The sequence below is a fragment of the Catenulispora sp. GP43 genome, from assembly GCF_041260665.1.
Lineage (GTDB): Bacteria > Actinomycetota > Actinomycetes > Streptomycetales > Catenulisporaceae > Catenulispora.
The window spans coordinates 131,620-148,223 of the sequence record NZ_JBGCCT010000010.1 but is presented as its reverse complement, the minus strand read 5'-3'; the positions used below and the strand labels follow the sequence as shown (position 1 = coordinate 148,223).

Genomic DNA, 16,604 nt, shown 5'->3' with positions numbered 1-16,604 from the left:
ACATGTCCGAGACCCAATACGCCGTCGTCGTCAACGACGAGGGGCAGTACTCCGTCTGGCGCGAAGATCGCGAGCTGCCGGCCGGCTGGAACCGGGACGGGAACGTCGGGACCAAAGACGAGTGCCTGGACCACATCGCGACGGTCTGGACCGACATGCGGCCCCGCAGCGTCCGAGGCTGAGTGAGGCAGGTGTCGATGCTCAGACGGCTCAACGCCGGCGGCGGAAGCAGCCGACTCCTCTGCCTGCCCTACGCCGGCGGGGGCGGGTCGGTCTACGAGGCCTGGGCCGGGGAGCTGCCCGCCGGCGTGGAGCTGTGGGTCCCCGACTACCCGGCGCGCGAGCACCGGATGCTGGAGGAGCCGATCGAGGACCTGCGGGTGCTGGTCGCCGCTTTGGCCGAGGCCGTCGCCGACAGCGCGCTGCCGACCGGCTTGTTCGGCCACAGCCTCGGTGCGCTCGTCGCCTTCGAACTCGCCCGCCTGCTGCAAGAGCGCCGGACTCCGGTCCGCTGCCTGGTGGTCTCGGGGATGTCGGCGCCGCAGCTGTCGGCCGGCCGTCCGGCGCCGACCGACGCCGAGATCCTTGCCGACCTGCGCCGGCACGGCGTGGCGCCGCCGGCGGTGTTCTCCCAGCCCGACTTGCTGGAACTCCTGATGCCGGGGCTGCGCGCCGACTACACGATGGCGACGGAATACCGCTATCGCGACGGCCCCCGGTTGTCGGCCCGGATCCACGCCCTGGGCGGGACCGATGACGTCGAAGTGCCCTTCGACGGTCTCGCCGCCTGGGCGGAGCAGTCGCGGACCGGCTGCCGGACCCGGACGTGGGAGGGCGGACACATGTATTTGTTGAGCTGCGCTCAGGAACTCGCCGACTACGTCGGTGCATGTCATGTGCGGTCGTTGACGGCAGGTGCGGACGTGCCGGCCGCCGTCGGCGCGGGTGGGCTGTTTCCCGGCGCCGCGAGTAGGCGAGAGTAGCAGGATGATGAGAAACATTGAGACACGTGCCATCGAGGTTCCGGGCGGGACACTGTTCACGGCGAACTGCGGGGAACGGACGAAGCCCGCGGTCGTCATGATCCACTCCGGCCTCGGCCACGCACAGATGTGGTACCCGCTGATGCGCGCGGTCGGCGACGAAGTCTTCTGTATCGCCTACGACTGCCGGTGCTGCGGACGGTCGACGACGACGCTCGACGGCGTGTTCTCCGACACCGCGGACCTGGCCGACGTGCTCGACGGCCACGGGCTCGAATCCGCCGTCCTTCTGGCGGCCTCCCGAGGCGGCCGGATCGCGATCGACTTCGCCCTGGCGCACCCGGAACGCGTCGACGGCCTGTTCCTGGCGGCTCCGGACATCTCAGGGTTCGACGCTCCGGTCGCCGACCACGAGCGGCCGCTGATGGAGACCGTGGAGGCCGCCGAGGACGCGTGGTCCGTCGAGGAGATCATCGCCGGCGAGCTGCGGCTGTTCGTCGACGGACCGACCCGCGGCCCGTCCGACAGCCGCGAGGCGCTCTACGCCGAGGTGACCGAGATGTTGCGGCTCAACTACACGCAGCAGGAGGACACCCCCAAGTTCCTGGACGTCGTTCCGGCCGCCGGCCGGCTGGCCGAGCTGCGCGGCCCGATCCGGGTCCTGGTGGGCGACGCCGACACCACCGGCATGCAGGCGATGGCCGCCGCGATCGACACCGCCTGCGAGCAGGCCACGCTGCTGCGCGTCCCGGACGCCGCGCACATGCTGCCGATGGAACATCCCGCGCTGTTCGAGGACGAATTCCGGTCCTGGGCCCGCACCGTGACCGCGAGCAAGGCGCCAGACAACGGCTGACGCCGCCGCTCGCGGGCCGGCGTTCCCAATCCCAACCCCGACGGGGAGTCACCGTGATCCGCATCGCCAGACTCAATGCTTCTCGGCTCATCCGATCCGGCCCGTTCCGCAGACGGGCGAACATCGTGCTGTCGATCGTGGTCTCGGTGGCGATGATGGGACTGCTGGCCGCCGGCGCCGGGGCGATCCCGCCGCTCGGTTCGGCGCTGGATCCGGGCGCCGGCGTGTGGGACTCCGCGGCTGACGGCCGGCCGGTCAAAACGGAGACGATCCGCCTCGACGGGATGCACGCGGCGGCCACCGTTTCCTTCGACACCGCCGGCGTGCCCACGATGCACGCCGGCTCCGAGGAGGACCTGTTCCTCGTCGAGGGATATGTGCAGGCCCGCTTCCGGCTCTCGCAGATGGACCTGGAGCGCCGGACGGCCGAGGGCCGGCTGGCCGAGCTCGCCGGCTCTCCGGCCGTCGACTCGGACACGTTCGAGCTGCAGACCGGACTGCTGCGCACCGCACAGGCGAACTGGAGCGCCACGCCGCCGGACAGCGAGCAGGGGAAGGCACTGACCGCCTTCTCGCAGGGGGTGAACGACCGGCTTGCCGAGGTCCGCCGGGACGGCGACTGGCCGACGATCTTCGCCCTGACCGGCGTGCACCCGAGGGACTGGACACCGGTGGACAGCCTGGCGGTTCAGGGGGTGCTCACACAGGTCCTCAGCTACACAACGCTGCCGCTGAAGCTCGACAAGCTCAACTCCTCGCTGGGGCCGGAGCTGACGAAGGCGTGGTTCCCCGTACAGTCGCCGACCGCTCAGCGGCCCTACGACACCGGCCCGTATCAGAACCTGGGGATCGCGCCGCTGCCGGCTGATGCCGATGCCGCGGCGACGCCGACGTCTGCTTCATCTGGTTCGGCTGGTTCCCCCGCTTCTCCGGCTTCTCCCGCTTCCACATCAGCCGCCTCGATCGACGGACTGCTGGCGCAGTACGCGCGGCTGTCAGACGATTCCCAGATCCACAGCTACCCGGACAGCAACGCATGGGCGGCGAACGGGCCGGAGGTGGCCGACGGCCGTGCGATGCTCGCCGGCGACCCGCACCTGCAGCTGTCCCTGCCCTCGTACTGGTTCCAGGTGGCCTTGTCGGCGCCGTCGATGACGGTGTCCGGCGCGAGCCTGGTCGGGCTGCCCGGCGTCGTCATCGGCCGCAACGCGGCGATCTCGTGGTCGATGACCGCCGTGCAGAACCAGTCCACGTACTTCTATTCCGAGAAGACCAGCCCCGACCATCCCGGCCAGTACTTCTGGCAGGGGGCGTGGCGGGATATGCAGCGGGTGCACTACACGATCCCGGTGCGCGGGGCGTCCACGGTCTCGCTGGACGTGGACCTGACTGTGCACGGACCGGTGCTCTCCCACGACAACGGCCAGACCATCTCGGTGAACTGGACGGGCGACTACCCTTCGCAGTCGCTCGCGGCGATGCTCGCCGTCGACAAGGCGCAGAGCTGGAACCAGTTCCATGAGGCGCTGCGCGGGTGGCACGCGCCGACGCTCAACTTCGCCTACGCCGACGGCCAGGGCGACATCGGCATCGTCGCGGCGGGCTACTTCCCGCTCGTCAAGACCGGCCAGCCGTGGCTGCCGCTGCCCGGGACCGGCGAGGACGACGTCGCGGGCGCGATTCCGTACGACGCCCAGCCGCAGGTCTACGACCCGCCGGACCATGTCGTGGTGAGCACCAACCAAAGACCGGTGTCCGCGGACTATCCGTACTACATCGGCACCAGCTTCTACTTCGACTACGGCTACCGGACCGCGCAGATCCACAGCAACCTCGACGGTCGCAGCAACCTGACAGCCGCTGACTTCACCGCCCAGCAGACCGACGTCACCGACTACCTCTCGACGCTGATCGTGCCGAAGCTCGCCGCCGCGCTGAAGGACGCACCCCTGGACGCGCGCCAGCGCCAGGCATTCCAGGCGCTGACGTCGTGGGACCACCAGATGACGACGCCGTCGGTGGGCGCCAGCGTGTGGTCCACGTTCTGGAAGGACTACCTGTCAGCGGTCTTCCAGCCCTGGTGGGACGCGAAGAAGGTGCCGACCGGCGACGACGGCGCCCCCGAGGTCGGCACCGACGTGCCCAGCCTCATGGAGGACCTGCAGGCCTGGACCCTCGGCGACCAAGACAACCCGGCCTTCAGTCCGCCGGGCCGCACCGGCACCGCGACCACCGTCATGCGCACGGCCTTCGCCCAGGCGGTCACCGACCTGCGCAAGCAGCTCGGCGGCGACCCGAAGACCTGGACCTGGGGCCGGCTGCACACCCGCGAGATCCCGGCCCTGAGCAAGGCGCCGGGCCTGGGCTACGGCCCGTTCCCGGCCGGCGGCGACGGCTGGACGGTGGACGCCGCCGACGGCGGCATGAACTCGGCCTTCGGGCCCAGCTGGCGCATGGTCGTGGACTGGACGGGCCCCCAGCAGGCCACAGCCGCCGCGATCTATCCCGGCGGCCAGAGCGAGAACCCCCTGTCGCCCTGGTATCAGAACCTCGTCTCGGACTGGTGGAACGGACGCCTGCGCCCGATGCCCTGGCCGGACGACCCGGCACCGCGCAGCGGCGTGGTGTGGACGCTGCGAGCGGGAGGGTGAAGCGGTGAGCGATATGGAGGTACGGACGGAGACCGGCTTGGCCGCGGGTGACGCGGGTGACGCGAGTGACGCGGGGTTGGTGTCGGCGGGGGAGGGCGGCGGCGGCCAGGCTGCCGCGCGGCTCGCCGGCCAGCTGGCTGCTCAGCCCGCCGCCGAGCCCGAAGGGTGGCCCGCGCAGCCGGCTACTGAGCCCGTAGCGCAGCTCGCTGCTCAGCCCGGCGCGCGGCCTGCCGCCCAGCCGGCCGCCGAGTCCGGAGGGCAGTCGTCCGTGCAGCTTCCCGCGCGGGTGAGGTGGGCCACCACCGGCGCGGCGGCGCTTCTCGTGGCACTGGGCACGGCGGCGCAGTGGTGGTTCGTGCCCTTCTTCACCGGCATCGCTTTCGGGGCCCTGGGCTCGTTCCGCGGCGTGCGACCCCGAACCGGCGTGTGGTGCGCGGCTGCAGCGGGATCGCTCGGCTGGACGGTGCCTCTCGTATGGCGGGCGATCGCCGGCCAGCCGGTGGTCGCCACGGCCCGGGTCGCGTCGGCGCTCGCCGGACTCCCGCCCACAGGGTGGGTCGTCATCATCCTGACCCTGCTGGTCGCCGCCCTGCAGGGGATTCTCGGCGCGTGGCTCGCACGGTCGGTGTCGGGACCGTTCTTCCGGCGCCGGGCACGAGTCCTGGCACGGTAAAGGGCGCCGTCACTCGACCGGTGCGATGCGCTACGCTGCCGGGCGCGAGCATCGACAGATCGCCTGTGCAAGCGGGAATCGGCTACCTGGGCAGCGGCCCGCTCTCCCCGTCGCCCGAGGCATGTAGTTTGTGAGTCAGTTCTGACGCCACTTCCGTGACCTTGGCGGCGACCGTCTTCGTCGCGGTACTGGCGTGATCGCGTAGGTTTTCGCGTGCGTCGACCACGGTCGGCTGTCGGCTCAGCTCGTGGGCCTTTTGTTTCATCTGTTCGTACCTTTGGCGACCGGCATGCGTACCGGCGACATAGCCCACGGCCATACCGGTGGCGAAGGTCAGTTTTCGCTTCATGATGTCCTCCTTCTAATACTGGGAGATGACACGGCCCGACGAATGCCCGTGGCTTCCAACCGCTGGGCGGTCGTCTTGGCCACGGCGAACACGGCGGCTTCCAGGCCGGCGCCGACCAGCAGTTCCGGCCACGAGGCGCTTGTGTCGTCGGCGTCAGGCAGGGAGTCCCGGTCGGTGAGCACCAGCCAGAGTCGCCGCGTCACGAGACTCGCCACCGCGCCTGCAGCCAGGCTCAAGCCGAAGCCCGCCGGCTTGTAGACGATCTTCGCGGTGAGCGGCTTCATCGACGGCCTCGCTTGTTTCCCGCCTGGTGAACTGCCAGAAGTGCGGTCAGTCCGGCGGCGAGCACGGCTCCCGCGGACAGCCGACGCTGCGTGGACGTGGTCATGGAACGTGTGCGGCGGAACAGGTTGTCCACCCCGCCCAAGACTCGGCCGGGTATCGACACGAGTTCGCCTTTCGTGCGGCTGAGAGCGTTCTTGGCCGCGTCCCCGGCTCGGGCCTTGACCTGTGCCTTGGCCGTGAGGGCTGCCAACGTCTGGGCGAGGTCGGCTCGCGTGGCGGCGATGTCGGTTTTCAGCTCGGCCGCATGGGCCGGCTCAGGCTGTGAAGTCATGACTTACGCCCCTCGTGGACAGCGTCCTGGGCCAGGCGCAGATCCGTCCGCACCGACTCGGACGCCTCGGTCGGTACCGGCGGCGTCGCCGTGGCCAGCCGTCGCCTGCCCAGCAGAGCCGCCCCGCCGGCCAGAACGAAGGCTCCGGCCATCGGCACCGCGACAGCCAGCCACAGCGGCCAGACGTTGGCCAGTGCCACGACCACCAGTGCCCAGGCCAGGAGCAGTCCGATCCGGGCCAAGAGCATCGCCGAGGCCATCAGCCCCGCGGCGAAGCCCATCTGCCTGACCTTGGTCTGCATCTCCAGCCTGGCGAGCGTGATCTCGTCGTGCACCAACCGCGAGATTTGCGCTGCGGCGTCGTTCATGAGCTCGGCCGTCGACGGCTGAGCGGGCGACATGATTCTCTCGGTTGCCATGCTCTCTCCTTCCGGCGTGCCCCTCATGACCAGACCTTGAGGCGGCAAACATCGAGGTCGGCTCCGGGTCGGCGCCCGACTTTGTGAAGGTGATCACAAAGTCGGGTGATCGACCGCGGATCGGCTGTTTTCCCCGGACAATCCGGGGCACTACGGTGTGCATGATCAAAGTCGGCTACACGATGATGACCGAACAGGCAGGCCCTCGACAGCTCGTCGAGGACGTGGTCCGGGCCGAGGGTGTCGGCTTCGACTTCTCGGTGGCCTCCGACCACTACTTCCCGTGGCTGGATGAGCAGGGTCACGCTCCCTATGTCTGGAGCGTTTTGGGCGCCGCCGCTCAGGCGACGTCCACGATCCCGCTGATGACGTACGTGACGTGCCCGACCTTCCGCTACCACCCGGTGGTGGTGGCGCAGAAGGCAGCCACGATGCAGCTGTTGTCCGAGGGGCGCTTCCGTCTCGGTCTGGGCTCGGGGGAGAACCTGAACGAGCACGTCGTCGGACGCGGCTGGCCGGCGGTGAGCGTGCGTCAGGAGATGCTGACGGAGGCGGTCCAGATCATCCGGCGGTTGTTCGACGGCGGCTACGTGACCCACCACGGCGAGCACTTCCAGGTCGAGGCCGCCAAGCTGTGGGACCGCCCCGACACCCCGCCGCCGATCGGCCTGGCGGTCTCCGGGCGCGACTCGTGCGAGCTGGCCGGCCGGCTGGCCGACGTGATGATCGCGGTGGAGCCGAAGTCCAAGCTGGTGTCGATGTTCGAGGCCGAAGGCGGACGGGGCAAGCCGAAGGTCGGCCAGATCCCCGTGTGCTACGACACCGACCGCGAACGCGCCGTGTCCCGCGCCCTGGAGCAGTTCCGCTGGTTCGGCGGCGGCTGGAAGGTGAACTCCGAGATCCCCGGGACCGCCGGGTTCGACGCGGCCAGCCAGTTCGTGCGCCCCGAGGACGTGGCAGCGTCAATCCCCTGCGGATACTCCGTCGACGACTTCGTCGAGGCCGTGCGGCCGTACGCCGAGGCCGGCTTCACCGAGGTGGCGCTGGTGCAGGTCGGCGGTGACGCCCAACAACCCTTCCTGGACTGGGCCGAGAAGGCGTTGCTCCCGGCTCTGCGCGAGCTGTGAGGTCGCCGTGACATCGACATCGACTGCGAAGAACAGCGGCGTCGCCGCGCTCCTCGATCTCGACGGAACCCTCGTCGACACCAACTACCACCATGCCATCGCCTGGTACCGCGCGTTCCGCGACCACGGGATCGTTCTACCGGTCTGGCGTCTGCACCGACACATCGGCATGGGCGGCGAACAACTCGTGTCGGCCGTCGCCGGTGACGGGGTCGAGAAGCGACTCGGTGATGAGGTACGCAGCGGCCACGGACGCCACTTCGAACAGCTCATCGGCGAGGTCGAGCTGATGGCTGATGCACGTGACCTCGTCAAGGTGCTGCATGACCGCGGTTTCTCGGTGGTGCTGGCCAGTTCGGCGAGCCAGGAAGACCTGGAGCGTTTCCGCTCGATGCTTGACGTGGACGACCTGCTGGACGGTGCCACGTCCAGTGCCGACGTCGAAGCAGCGAAGCCGGAGCCGGACATCATCCGTGCCGCCCTGGAGAAGGTCCCCGACGCCGAGCGGGCAGTGATGATCGGCGATTCGACCTGGGACTGTGAAGCCGCCCGCCGCGCCGGCGTCGCATCGGTGGCACTTCTGACCGGCGGATTCTCCGAGCCGGAACTGCGTGAGGCGGGTGCCGCCGCGGTGTTCCCCTCGCTTGGCGAGCTGATCGATCACCTCGATGCGACGCCTTTGGTCGACCAGGAAGGCTGAAAGTCAGACGCTGGCGCCAAGTAGGTCCCTGGGGCATGGTCCGCGGCCGCTGGGGCGTACAAGATCTCCGATCGCCAGACGGAGTGGCGCGCGCGAATGGAGCTGGAGCCCGAGGGTAAACGCATCAGCTTGCCGTTCTGCGAAGGAAGGTCATTGATGCCGAGTCTTGAATGCTCAACCAGTGCGATCGGCGGCTTGGCCGTCGTCACGGCTGTCGGAGACGTTGATTTCGCCTCGGCCGAGAAGCTGTGGGAGTCGCTGGTTTCGCAGCTGACACTGTCGTCAGCGGTGGTGCTGGACTGCACCGGTATCAGCTTCATGGATTCCAGCGGACTTCGGTCCCTGGTACGCGCCAGGCAGCACGCCATCGAGCAGCAGGCCGCTTTCGGACTTGTCGGCCTCAACGTCTTGGTCGAACGAGTCTTTGATCTGACCGGCTTGAACGACTTGCTTCCGCGATTCGGCGACATCGATGCGGCCCGCGCCGCGTTGACGGTGCAGTCCGTCAGCTGATGAGAAAGGCGCTGGCTGTTTCGCGGGAGTTGCGGTGGTTACAAGGACGGCTCTGCCACCGAAGCTAGGGAGAGACAGCCATGACTGTAGGCGACAAGGCGAAGCACGCAGCCCAGAACCTGAAGGGCAAGGCCAAGGAGACGACAGGCACGGTCACCGGCAACGACGAAGTGCGGGCCGAAGGCCAGGCCGACCAGGACGAGGCGCGTGCCAAGCAGACAGCGGACAAGGCCAAGGACACCGTGCAGAACGCCAGCCAGCAGGCCAAGGGCAAGGCACGGGAGGTGGCGGGCGCCGTCACCGATGACGAGGGCCAGCAGGCAAAGGGTAAGGCTGAGCAGGTGGCTGCCAAGGCCAAGCAGCACCTCAACAAGTAAGTAGACGTAGGCAGCTCCGGGTTCCCGCCCGGAGCTGCCTTTCGCCCGCCGCACGGAGGAGACGCCGTGGATGGGATCGTGCAGCTGACAGAGGACCACAAGCAGGTCAACCATCTTCTAACCCCGCGGCCCGGGCACAGGCATCCTCCCCGCCGATACTGCGAGTCCTCGGCCTGGAGCCGGTCCAGTGCCTCGGCGGCGTCGTAGTTCTCCGGGTCGATGATGCTGTCGGGTTCTCTGTCGCTCATGCGCGACGTGTGACCGGCGGCGGCCGGATCAAACCCGGCGGCCGTGCACTGGCTCCCGGGCCGTCGGCGCCGAGCCGTTGCCGCAGCTTGCCCAGGATCTGGGCCAGGAGTCGGGACACCTGCATCTGCGAGACGCCGAGTTCGGCGCCGATCTCCGACTGGGACATGTTCCGGAAGAAGCGCATCAGCAGAATCCTCTTCTCCCTGGCCGTCAGTCGTTTCAGCAGCGGCTTGAGCGCCTCGCGGTCGATGACCCGGTCGATGCCGGGATCCTCGCGGCCGAGCAGGTCGCCCAGCGTGGCGCTGTCGCCTTCCGTGTGGAGCACGGGCACTTCCAGCGAGGTCGTGTTGTAGGCGGCGACCGCTTCGTAGGCCTCGACGATCTCCTCCAGCGGCAGATCGAGGAAGCGGGCGACGTCCTCCGCTCTGGGCGCTGTGCCGAGCTGGTGTGTCAGCTCCTGCTGCGCCGTGCGCACAGCGGCGGACAGCTCCTGCATCCGGCGCGGCACGTGCAGATCCCACGTCGCGTCCCGGAAGTGCCGCTTGATCTCGCCGGCGATGATCGGGGTGGCGTAGGTGAGGAAGGTCGTGCCGTAGTCGGGATCGAAGTTGTCGACGGCCTTGACCAAGCCGAGATAGGCGACCTGTTCCAAGTCCTGCGCCAGTTCGCCGCGCCGTCGGAAGCGGTGCGCGACGTAGCGCGCGTACGACATGTACTCCTCGATGACGTACTCGCGCAGCGCGTCGTACTCGGAATCGTCGTCGCGCATCCTGCGCAGACGGAACAACGCGTTGCGCGCTTCAGCGCGTTCTCGGAGGCGTGCGCTTTCGCACTCCTCAACGAGAGTCTGCATCCCTACCTCCCGCCGGCGTGTTGTTTCCGGATGTCCACGCGGACGGTCGAGCCCCGGACACCCCAGGTGAAGCTGTCGACCAGCGCGGTGAGGATGGCCCATCCGAAGTCGTCGTCGTCCGGTCGGACGGAGACGTCGGCGGTCCTGCTCAGGGTGATGCGCAGACCAGGCCCGGTGATGACGAACGTGGCCGACAGATCATCCTGTTCTGCGCCCCGGCTGACCGCGACGCAGTTGCGCAGGAGGAACCCGGTGGCCTCGTCGACGGCCAGCCACAGGTCGACGACCTCCTCCAGCGTGCAGTCCAGCAGGGGCGCGAGCTGTCCGCAGGCGGCGCGAAGGATGGGGACGTACTCGGGACGGGCCGGCACGTGGATCGTGACGACGAAGGTCTGCGCGGACATCGGTCTGCCGGTCGCCGCCGCGGGGTTCGCGTTGCGCTCGCCAGCCGCGGCGCTCATGGGAAGCCGGCGCTCCAAGCACCCATCTGCTACTCACCTGCCTTGTCGATACGACGTCGTGCGCATCAGCTTGCTGACGAACACCACGGCCAGCGCTCCGGCGGCCGAGGCGGCCATCCCGGTCGTGCGTGTCGTGCGTGTCGTGCGCGTCGTGCGGGGGTGCCGCACCCGTTTGTGGGCGGCGGTCCTGCCGTGCGCGGCGGCCCTGTGCGGGTGGGCATTGTGTCGGGGATTCTGCCCGCTCGTCTCGGCCGGCATGAGTCCATCATTGACAACCTGCGTCATGTGACATCACTCCTCTGCACGTCTTCGCACGCTGCTGCCCGGGTTGGCGCGGGGCAAACGGTGAAAACGCCGCGGATTCCCCCATGTGGACCACCGGTCGGCGCCGGCCGAGGCGGCGTTGGCGGGTCCACGGTTCCGGCTGCGTCGTTTGGCCAGGGCATCGGCGGGCACACGTGCGCTCTCACGAGAGGAGATCGCCCATGCCACGCGGCCAGTGGAGCGAGAAGCGCGAGCGTCAGTACGAGCACATCAAGGAAGGCCTGCAGAATCGCGGCAGGTCCGAGGACACCGCCGAGGAGATCGCCGCGCGTACCGTGAACAAGGAACGGGCTCTCGACACGGCGAGTCCAAGGAGGCCAGCCGGCTGTCGAAGCAGGACATTTCCTCCGGGCAGCGCGGTGGACAGCGCTCGCACAAGGGATCGGGCGGTCGTACCTACGACCAGCTCTACGAGGAAGCCAAGCACCGGAACATCAAGGGCCGTTCGAAGATGAACAAGAGCGAGCTGCTGAAGGCGGTCGGCGGACGCTGAGGCCGGCGTGCGGCCGCTGCGCACCCGAACCCCGTGCCCTGCTGGTCGGCGCGGGGTTCGGGTGCGGCCGGAGGCGGGTCTCTCGGAGCTCGACCGGGCATCCCGCGGCGCCGTCGATTGGGCTGTTCAGGGGATGGCCTCGCATGACGACGACGGGGGCGGAGCACCGAAACCTGGTCAGCCCGAAACCGGCCCCATGCAGCCGAGGGCCGTTAATCCGTGGGTTCGCGCAGACGGCTCGTCGCCTGACCGGGCTGGTCCCGGAACCCTCGCCGGAGGTTTCGGGGGTGTGGTTGGTCGCGAAAAGGGCACGGGGTCCGGCGGGCGGCCCGCCGGACCGTCCTTTCGGGGGTGCGTGTGAGGAGCAGGAGATGACAAATCACGAGGGGAACGTAATAGCCGAGTTGACCGCCGATCACCGCGAGGTCGAGAAGCTGTTCGAGGAGTACGCCGCGCTGGACGCGGGAAACGGCGATGAGCGGCGGCGCGTGGCCGACGAGTTCACGATCGAGCTGGTGCGCCATTCGGTAGCCGAGGAGCAGCACCTGTACCCGGCTGTGCGCGCGCGGGTGCCCGGAGGACAGGCGATGGCGGATAAGGAGCAGGCCGAAAGTGCGCGGGTGGAGAAGCTGCTCAAGCAGATCGAGACCGCCGACAGCGCCTATCCCGGCTTCGACACCCTGGTCCAGGACCTGATCGGGGAGGTGTCCGCGCACGTGGAGGACGAAGAGGACCACCTGTTTCCCGAGCTGGTCGACACGTTTACCCAAGAAGAGCTGTTCACGCTCGGGGACGAAGTCCGCGCTACCAAGAAGATCGCTCCGACACGCCCGCATCCCGAGGCCGGCGACAGCGAGCTCGTCATCGCGGGTGCGGGCCTGGTTGACCGGATCCGTGACGTGTTCACCGGCCGCGGTGGCTCTTGAACCGGCCAGGAGGTGGTTGGACGACGCAGGGTCCGGCCCCGGCGATTCGTCAGTCGGCCAGCCGGTGTCCGGGGTAAGATCGCAGAAGATTCAACGTCCCAGACCCCGGCGCTGCGAACCAGCGCGCCGCCCGTCCGGCTGAGGTGACCGACGGGCCTCGCGCCCGACTTGAAGGCGCTGAGAGTTCGTGGACGTTTCTCCTGCGGCACGGTATCCGTACCGGGACTCTCGTCACCGTGCGTGGCTGAAGCCCTGATCCTGCCGCTTCAGTGGCTGGTGCATCGGACTCCGGACTGCGATTCTGCGCAGAATTACTTTCGACGAGATCTGCGTATTTCAGTGTGCGCGCCCTCGGTCGATCCATCGATGCCGGATGTCAGAGTACGGGCCTGTGCGAGGTCCGCTGAAAAGGCGCGTTTTCCCAACGGCTGCCTAGTTCGCAGGGCCCTTAGTGGTGCGCCCGAACTTCCCGCGGCCAGGCCCGGCGCCCTTGCCCGATACTTTGAAATCGGCTAAATTCGGGATAAACGGGTAATATCGCTCTCAAGGGAAAATCATGAACAACACCAAGCTCGCTGCCGCCGTCGGAGTCGGCTACGTCCTGGGGCGTTGGCACAAAGCGCGATGGGCGATGGCCTTGGCCGGCATGGCGGCCGGCAAGAAACTGAGCAGCAATCCCGGCGTTCTCCTCGGTCAGCTTCTGGAGTCCTCGCCCCAACTGCGCGACCTGGCCGGCGATGTCAGCGGAGGACTCGCCGAAGCCGGCAAGAAGGCGGCCATGGCAGCAGCGAGCAGCCGCATAGAGGCGCTGACCGAGCAGCTTCACCAGCGCACTGAGGCCGCGCGCGACTCCGGCGACGAGCCGGAGGAGTCGGAGGACGCCGAAGACGAACCCGAGGAGACGGAAGAGGACGAGCAGGAACGGCAGGAAAAGCCGCGCGCGTCCAAATCCTCCCGGTCGACACGTGGCGGGACCTCGCCGTCCCGTAGGCGTTCCACTTCGGCGGCATCGAAGCCGGCTTCGGCAGCGAAGTCGACCGCGAGCACGTCTTCGAGCAGCGGAACGACAGCGCGCAAGCGTGCCGCTTCGTCCACGCGTCCGGCCTCCAAGGCCAGCACGACGTCGAAGTCCGCCGCCGGCAAGGCGCCCGCGAAGAAGGCGCCCGCGAAGAAGGCGCCCGCGAAGAAGGCGCCTGCGAAGAAGGCAGCCGCGTCGTCCTCGTCGACCCGCAAGACGGCCAAGTCCTCCACCCGTAAGACCAGCGGTACGCGCGGGTCGGCCCGCAAGTAGGGGTGAGAGCGATGGCCAAGCAAACCAAGGAGAAGGAAGCCGGCGGCGGTCTGCTCGACGACCTGCCGACCGACGAGCTCAAGGATCAGACGCGCGAGCTCATGGCGGCCCTGGGCGAACGGGCCATGACGATGGTCACCGATAAGGTCGGCGACCTGACGGGCCGGCTCGTCGACTACGTCGAGAACGGGGGCAGCAGCGCGGACGACGGGGCGGAAGACGGCGATTCCAAGGGCGGCTCCAAGGGCCACGGTCTGCCGATGGGCAAGCTGCTGGGCATCGGCGCGACCGGAGTGAAGAACATGGTCATGAACAAGATCGGCGGTGGCGGCGGCAAGGGCGGCGGCAAGATCACGACCATCCTCGAACAGATCGAGGTCGGCGTCCCGGTCCGCGTGGCCTACGACGAGTGGACCCAGTTCCAGAGCTTCCCGAAGTTCACCAAGCGCATCGAGTCGGTGGACCAGGAATCCGACGAGAAGGTCAGCTGGAAGGCCGGCATCTACTTCTCGCACCGCAAATGGGAGTCGACGATCATCGAGCAGGTCCCTGACGAGCGCATCGTGTGGCGGTCCCAGGGCGACAAGGGCTACATCGACGGCACCGTGACGTTCCACGAGATCACACCCGACCTCACGAAGATCCTCCTGGTGCTCGAGTATCACCCCCAGGGCCTGTTCGAGAAGACCGGCAACGCATTCCGGTCCCAGCGCCGCCGGGCACGGCTGGAACTCCAGCAGTTCGACCGCCACATCATGCGCGAGACCATCCTCGACCAGGACGACGTCGAGGGCTGGCGCGGCGAGATCCGCGACGGCGAGGTCGTGCGCTCCCATGAGGACGCGCTGAACGAGGAGGGCGAGGAGGGCGACGAGGGAGACGAGGACGAGTACGAGGACCAAGACGAGGAAGAGGAACCGGACGAAGACGAGGATCTCGAAGACGAGTACGACGAGGACGACGAGGACGACGATTACGCCGATGAAGATGAAGACGAGGAGCCCCCGGACGACGACGAAGACGATGACGACGATGAGGACGGGGATGAAGAAGCGGCCGATGCCCCCGAGGACGAGTACGACGACGACTCGGACATAGAGCCGGACGAGGACGAGGACGAGGACGAGGACGAGTACGAAGACGAAGACGAAGCCGAGGACGAAGCCGAGGACGACGACGAAGACGAGCCCGAGCCCGCGCCGGCCCGCAGACGGCGCCGGACTCCCGCGGCGAGGAGGTGAGAACAGTGACGATCGCCCCGAGTTCCCAAGGCTACGTATCCCGCCCCTCCCCGAGCGGCCTGGTGGACGTGATCGACCTGATCCTGGACAAGGGCCTGGTCATCGACATCTACGTCCGCGTCTCGCTGGTGGGGATCGAACTGCTGACGATCGACGCGCGCATCGTGATCGCCAGCGTCGACACCTATCTGCGCTTCGCGGAGGCCGTGAACCGGCTGGACCTGAAGCAGGACCAGACCAAGGGGCTGCCGGACCTGATGGGCGACATGGAGGAAGGCGGCGCCCGGCGCAAGACCAAGGGCGCCCTGGAAGGTGCCAAGGACACCGTTGGCGGAATGGTCGACAAGGTACGTGGCCGCGACGACGACGAGGAAGACGAAGAGGAGGAGGAACCGGAGGAGCGCCCACGGCGGAAGTCCCGCACCGCCACCAAGCGCAGGGAGCGTGAACGGTGAACGTTGCCACCACATCGACACCACAGAGCGAGCGAGCCTGCTACGTGTACGGCGTCGTCCCCGAAAGCACCACGGCGCCGAAACAAGCCCGGGGAGTCGGCGACCCGCCGGCACCGGTCACCCTCGTCCGGCACCACCGGGTCGCCGCGCTGGTCAGCGAGATCGACCCAGGCAGGCCTCTGGGCACCCCCGACGACCTGCGGGCCCACGCGCGGATCCTGAACTCCGTCGCGGCAGAGCGCACACCGGTCCTGCCCTTCCGCTTCGGCGGGGTCGTCCGCGACGAAGCGGCCGTCGCCGACGAGCTGCTCAGCCCGCTGGAGGAGAAGTTCGCCGCGGCCCTGGCAGAGCTCGACGACCACACACAGTTCACAGTGCGCGGTGAGTACCAGGAGGACCACATCCTCGGAGAGATCCTCGCCGACCGCCCGGACATAGATCGCCTCCGCGAGCAGACCATGGACCAGTCCGCGGATGCCGGCTACTACCAGCGGATCCAGCTGGGCGAGATGATCGCGCAGGAGATCGACGCGCGCCGGCGGACGGATACCCAGGTCCTGCTGGACCGCCTCGGCCCGCTGGCAGCGGCCGTCGCGCCGGGAGCGCCGGCGGCAGAGCAGGCCGTCGACGTTTCCTTCCTCGTCCACCGTGCCAAGCGTTCGGCGTTCGAGGCCGCGGCGGAGGAACTCGCGAAGGGGTGGGCCGGCCGGATCGACGTGCGCCTGCTCGGGCCGCTGGCGCCCTACGACTTCGTGGCCGGCATCGTCGAACAGGCCGAGGAAGTGCTCTAGCCATGGGCCTTTTCACCGGGCTGCTGACCTTCCCCCTGGCCCCGGTGCGGGGAGTGGTGTGGGTGGCCGAACAGATCTCCGAGCAGGCCCGGCGTGAGCTCGAGGACCCGACCGCCATCCGGCGGCAGCTGACGGAAGTGGAGGCCGCGCGGGTCAGCGGGGCGTTGACCGACCAGGAAGCCGACGAGCAGGAGGCGGAACTGGTGCGGCGTCTGTGGGAGGTCCGGCAGGCCGGCGCAGGACGGAAGGTGTGAGC

The 16,604-nt window shown here is 68.5% G+C and carries 22 protein-coding genes and 1 pseudogene; 16 read left to right on the top strand and 7 right to left on the bottom strand.

The window, feature by feature from the left end; translation table 11 throughout:
- Positions 1–2 precede the first annotated feature (2 nt).
- Genes ABH926_RS21905 through ABH926_RS21885 form a run of 5 tightly spaced genes read left to right on the top strand, consistent with a single transcriptional unit; the run spans position 3 to position 5,163 of the window.
- A complete protein-coding gene (locus ABH926_RS21905; RefSeq protein ID WP_370367566.1) occupies positions 3–182 on the top strand; it encodes an MbtH family protein in 180 nt (59 codons plus the stop codon).
- A gap of 15 nt (positions 183–197) precedes the next feature.
- Positions 198–983, top strand: a complete 786-nt coding sequence (locus tag ABH926_RS21900; protein ID WP_370367565.1) for a thioesterase II family protein — start codon at positions 198–200, stop codon at positions 981–983.
- 4 nt (positions 984–987) lie between these two features.
- Positions 988–1,839 carry an alpha/beta fold hydrolase gene (locus ABH926_RS21895; RefSeq protein ID WP_370367564.1) on the top strand — a complete coding sequence of 284 codons (852 nt, stop codon included), beginning with the start codon at positions 988–990 and terminating at the stop codon, positions 1,837–1,839.
- A 53-nt stretch (positions 1,840–1,892) separates the two neighbouring features.
- Positions 1,893–4,490, top strand: a complete 2,598-nt coding sequence (locus tag ABH926_RS21890; RefSeq protein WP_370367563.1) for a penicillin acylase family protein — start codon at positions 1,893–1,895, stop codon at positions 4,488–4,490.
- 4 nt (positions 4,491–4,494) lie between these two features.
- Entirely contained in the window at positions 4,495–5,163 is a 669-nt protein-coding gene (locus ABH926_RS21885) for a hypothetical protein (protein WP_370367562.1), read from the top strand.
- An 82-nt stretch (positions 5,164–5,245) separates the two neighbouring features.
- On the opposite strand, the gene ABH926_RS21880 is transcribed toward ABH926_RS21885, so the two are convergent.
- Genes ABH926_RS21880 through ABH926_RS21865 form a run of 4 tightly spaced genes read right to left on the bottom strand, consistent with a single transcriptional unit; the run spans position 5,246 to position 6,547 of the window.
- The gene (locus tag ABH926_RS21880; protein WP_370367561.1) at positions 5,246–5,512 is read right to left on the bottom strand and encodes a hypothetical protein; all 267 of its coding nucleotides are present in this window, start codon (positions 5,510–5,512) and stop codon (positions 5,246–5,248) included.
- Positions 5,509–5,796 carry a DUF4235 domain-containing protein gene (locus ABH926_RS21875; RefSeq protein WP_370367560.1) on the bottom strand — a complete coding sequence of 96 codons (288 nt, stop codon included), beginning with the start codon at positions 5,794–5,796 and terminating at the stop codon, positions 5,509–5,511. The genes ABH926_RS21880 and ABH926_RS21875 overlap by 4 nt, the downstream gene beginning before the upstream one ends.
- Positions 5,793–6,128, bottom strand: coding sequence for a DUF3618 domain-containing protein (locus ABH926_RS21870; RefSeq protein ID WP_370367559.1), 336 nt, complete (start codon positions 6,126–6,128; stop codon positions 5,793–5,795). Before ABH926_RS21870 ends, ABH926_RS21875 begins: the two co-directional genes overlap by 4 nt.
- Positions 6,125–6,547, bottom strand: a complete 423-nt coding sequence (locus ABH926_RS21865; RefSeq protein ID WP_370367558.1) for a phage holin family protein — start codon at positions 6,545–6,547, stop codon at positions 6,125–6,127. The genes ABH926_RS21870 and ABH926_RS21865 overlap by 4 nt, the downstream gene beginning before the upstream one ends.
- Positions 6,548–6,708: 161 nt before the next feature.
- Between ABH926_RS21865 and ABH926_RS21860 the strand changes: the two genes are divergently transcribed.
- From ABH926_RS21860 to ABH926_RS21845, 4 genes are all read left to right on the top strand, one after another.
- Entirely contained in the window at positions 6,709–7,674 is a 966-nt protein-coding gene (locus ABH926_RS21860) for an LLM class F420-dependent oxidoreductase (RefSeq protein WP_370367557.1), read from the top strand.
- 7 nt (positions 7,675–7,681) lie between these two features.
- The gene (locus ABH926_RS21855) at positions 7,682–8,374 is read left to right on the top strand and encodes an HAD family hydrolase (protein WP_370367556.1); all 693 of its coding nucleotides are present in this window, start codon (positions 7,682–7,684) and stop codon (positions 8,372–8,374) included.
- Between the two features lie 96 nt (positions 8,375–8,470).
- On the top strand, positions 8,471–8,887 hold the full coding sequence (locus ABH926_RS21850; RefSeq protein ID WP_370367555.1) for an STAS domain-containing protein: 417 nt from the start codon (positions 8,471–8,473) through the stop codon (positions 8,885–8,887).
- An 80-nt stretch (positions 8,888–8,967) separates the two neighbouring features.
- Positions 8,968–9,264, top strand: a complete 297-nt coding sequence (locus ABH926_RS21845; RefSeq protein WP_370367554.1) for a CsbD family protein — start codon at positions 8,968–8,970, stop codon at positions 9,262–9,264.
- A 244-nt stretch (positions 9,265–9,508) separates the two neighbouring features.
- On the opposite strand, the gene ABH926_RS21840 is transcribed toward ABH926_RS21845, so the two are convergent.
- Genes ABH926_RS21840 through ABH926_RS21830 form a run of 3 tightly spaced genes read right to left on the bottom strand, consistent with a single transcriptional unit; the run spans position 9,509 to position 11,112 of the window.
- Positions 9,509–10,366: a SigB/SigF/SigG family RNA polymerase sigma factor gene (locus ABH926_RS21840; protein ID WP_370367553.1), complete on the bottom strand. Its 858-nt coding sequence runs from the start codon at positions 10,364–10,366 to the stop codon at positions 9,509–9,511.
- Positions 10,367–10,368: 2 nt separating this feature from the next.
- On the bottom strand, positions 10,369–10,827 hold the full coding sequence (locus ABH926_RS21835; RefSeq protein WP_370367552.1) for an anti-sigma regulatory factor: 459 nt from the start codon (positions 10,825–10,827) through the stop codon (positions 10,369–10,371).
- A gap of 33 nt (positions 10,828–10,860) precedes the next feature.
- Positions 10,861–11,112 carry a hypothetical protein gene (locus ABH926_RS21830; RefSeq protein ID WP_370367551.1) on the bottom strand — a complete coding sequence of 84 codons (252 nt, stop codon included), beginning with the start codon at positions 11,110–11,112 and terminating at the stop codon, positions 10,861–10,863.
- A gap of 200 nt (positions 11,113–11,312) precedes the next feature.
- Between ABH926_RS21830 and ABH926_RS21825 the strand changes: the two are divergent.
- From ABH926_RS21825 to ABH926_RS21795, 7 genes and pseudogenes are all read left to right on the top strand, one after another.
- Positions 11,313–11,644: pseudogene (locus ABH926_RS21825) on the top strand (plasmid stabilization protein).
- A gap of 371 nt (positions 11,645–12,015) precedes the next feature.
- Positions 12,016–12,570 carry a hemerythrin domain-containing protein gene (locus ABH926_RS21820; RefSeq protein ID WP_370367731.1) on the top strand — a complete coding sequence of 185 codons (555 nt, stop codon included), beginning with the start codon at positions 12,016–12,018 and terminating at the stop codon, positions 12,568–12,570.
- Between the two features lie 556 nt (positions 12,571–13,126).
- Positions 13,127–13,861, top strand: a complete 735-nt coding sequence (locus tag ABH926_RS21815; protein ID WP_370367550.1) for a hypothetical protein — start codon at positions 13,127–13,129, stop codon at positions 13,859–13,861.
- A gap of 11 nt (positions 13,862–13,872) precedes the next feature.
- Positions 13,873–15,102, top strand: a complete 1,230-nt coding sequence (locus ABH926_RS21810; protein ID WP_370367549.1) for an SRPBCC family protein — start codon at positions 13,873–13,875, stop codon at positions 15,100–15,102.
- A 5-nt stretch (positions 15,103–15,107) separates the two neighbouring features.
- On the top strand, positions 15,108–15,557 hold the full coding sequence (gvpJ, locus tag ABH926_RS21805) for a gas vesicle protein GvpJ (protein WP_370367547.1): 450 nt from the start codon (positions 15,108–15,110) through the stop codon (positions 15,555–15,557).
- Positions 15,554–16,348, top strand: coding sequence for a GvpL/GvpF family gas vesicle protein (locus ABH926_RS21800; RefSeq protein WP_370367546.1), 795 nt, complete (start codon positions 15,554–15,556; stop codon positions 16,346–16,348). The genes gvpJ and ABH926_RS21800 overlap by 4 nt, the downstream gene beginning before the upstream one ends.
- A gap of 2 nt (positions 16,349–16,350) precedes the next feature.
- Positions 16,351–16,602, top strand: coding sequence for a gas vesicle protein GvpG (locus ABH926_RS21795; protein WP_370367545.1), 252 nt, complete (start codon positions 16,351–16,353; stop codon positions 16,600–16,602).
- The last annotated feature ends 2 nt before the right edge of the window (positions 16,603–16,604 follow it).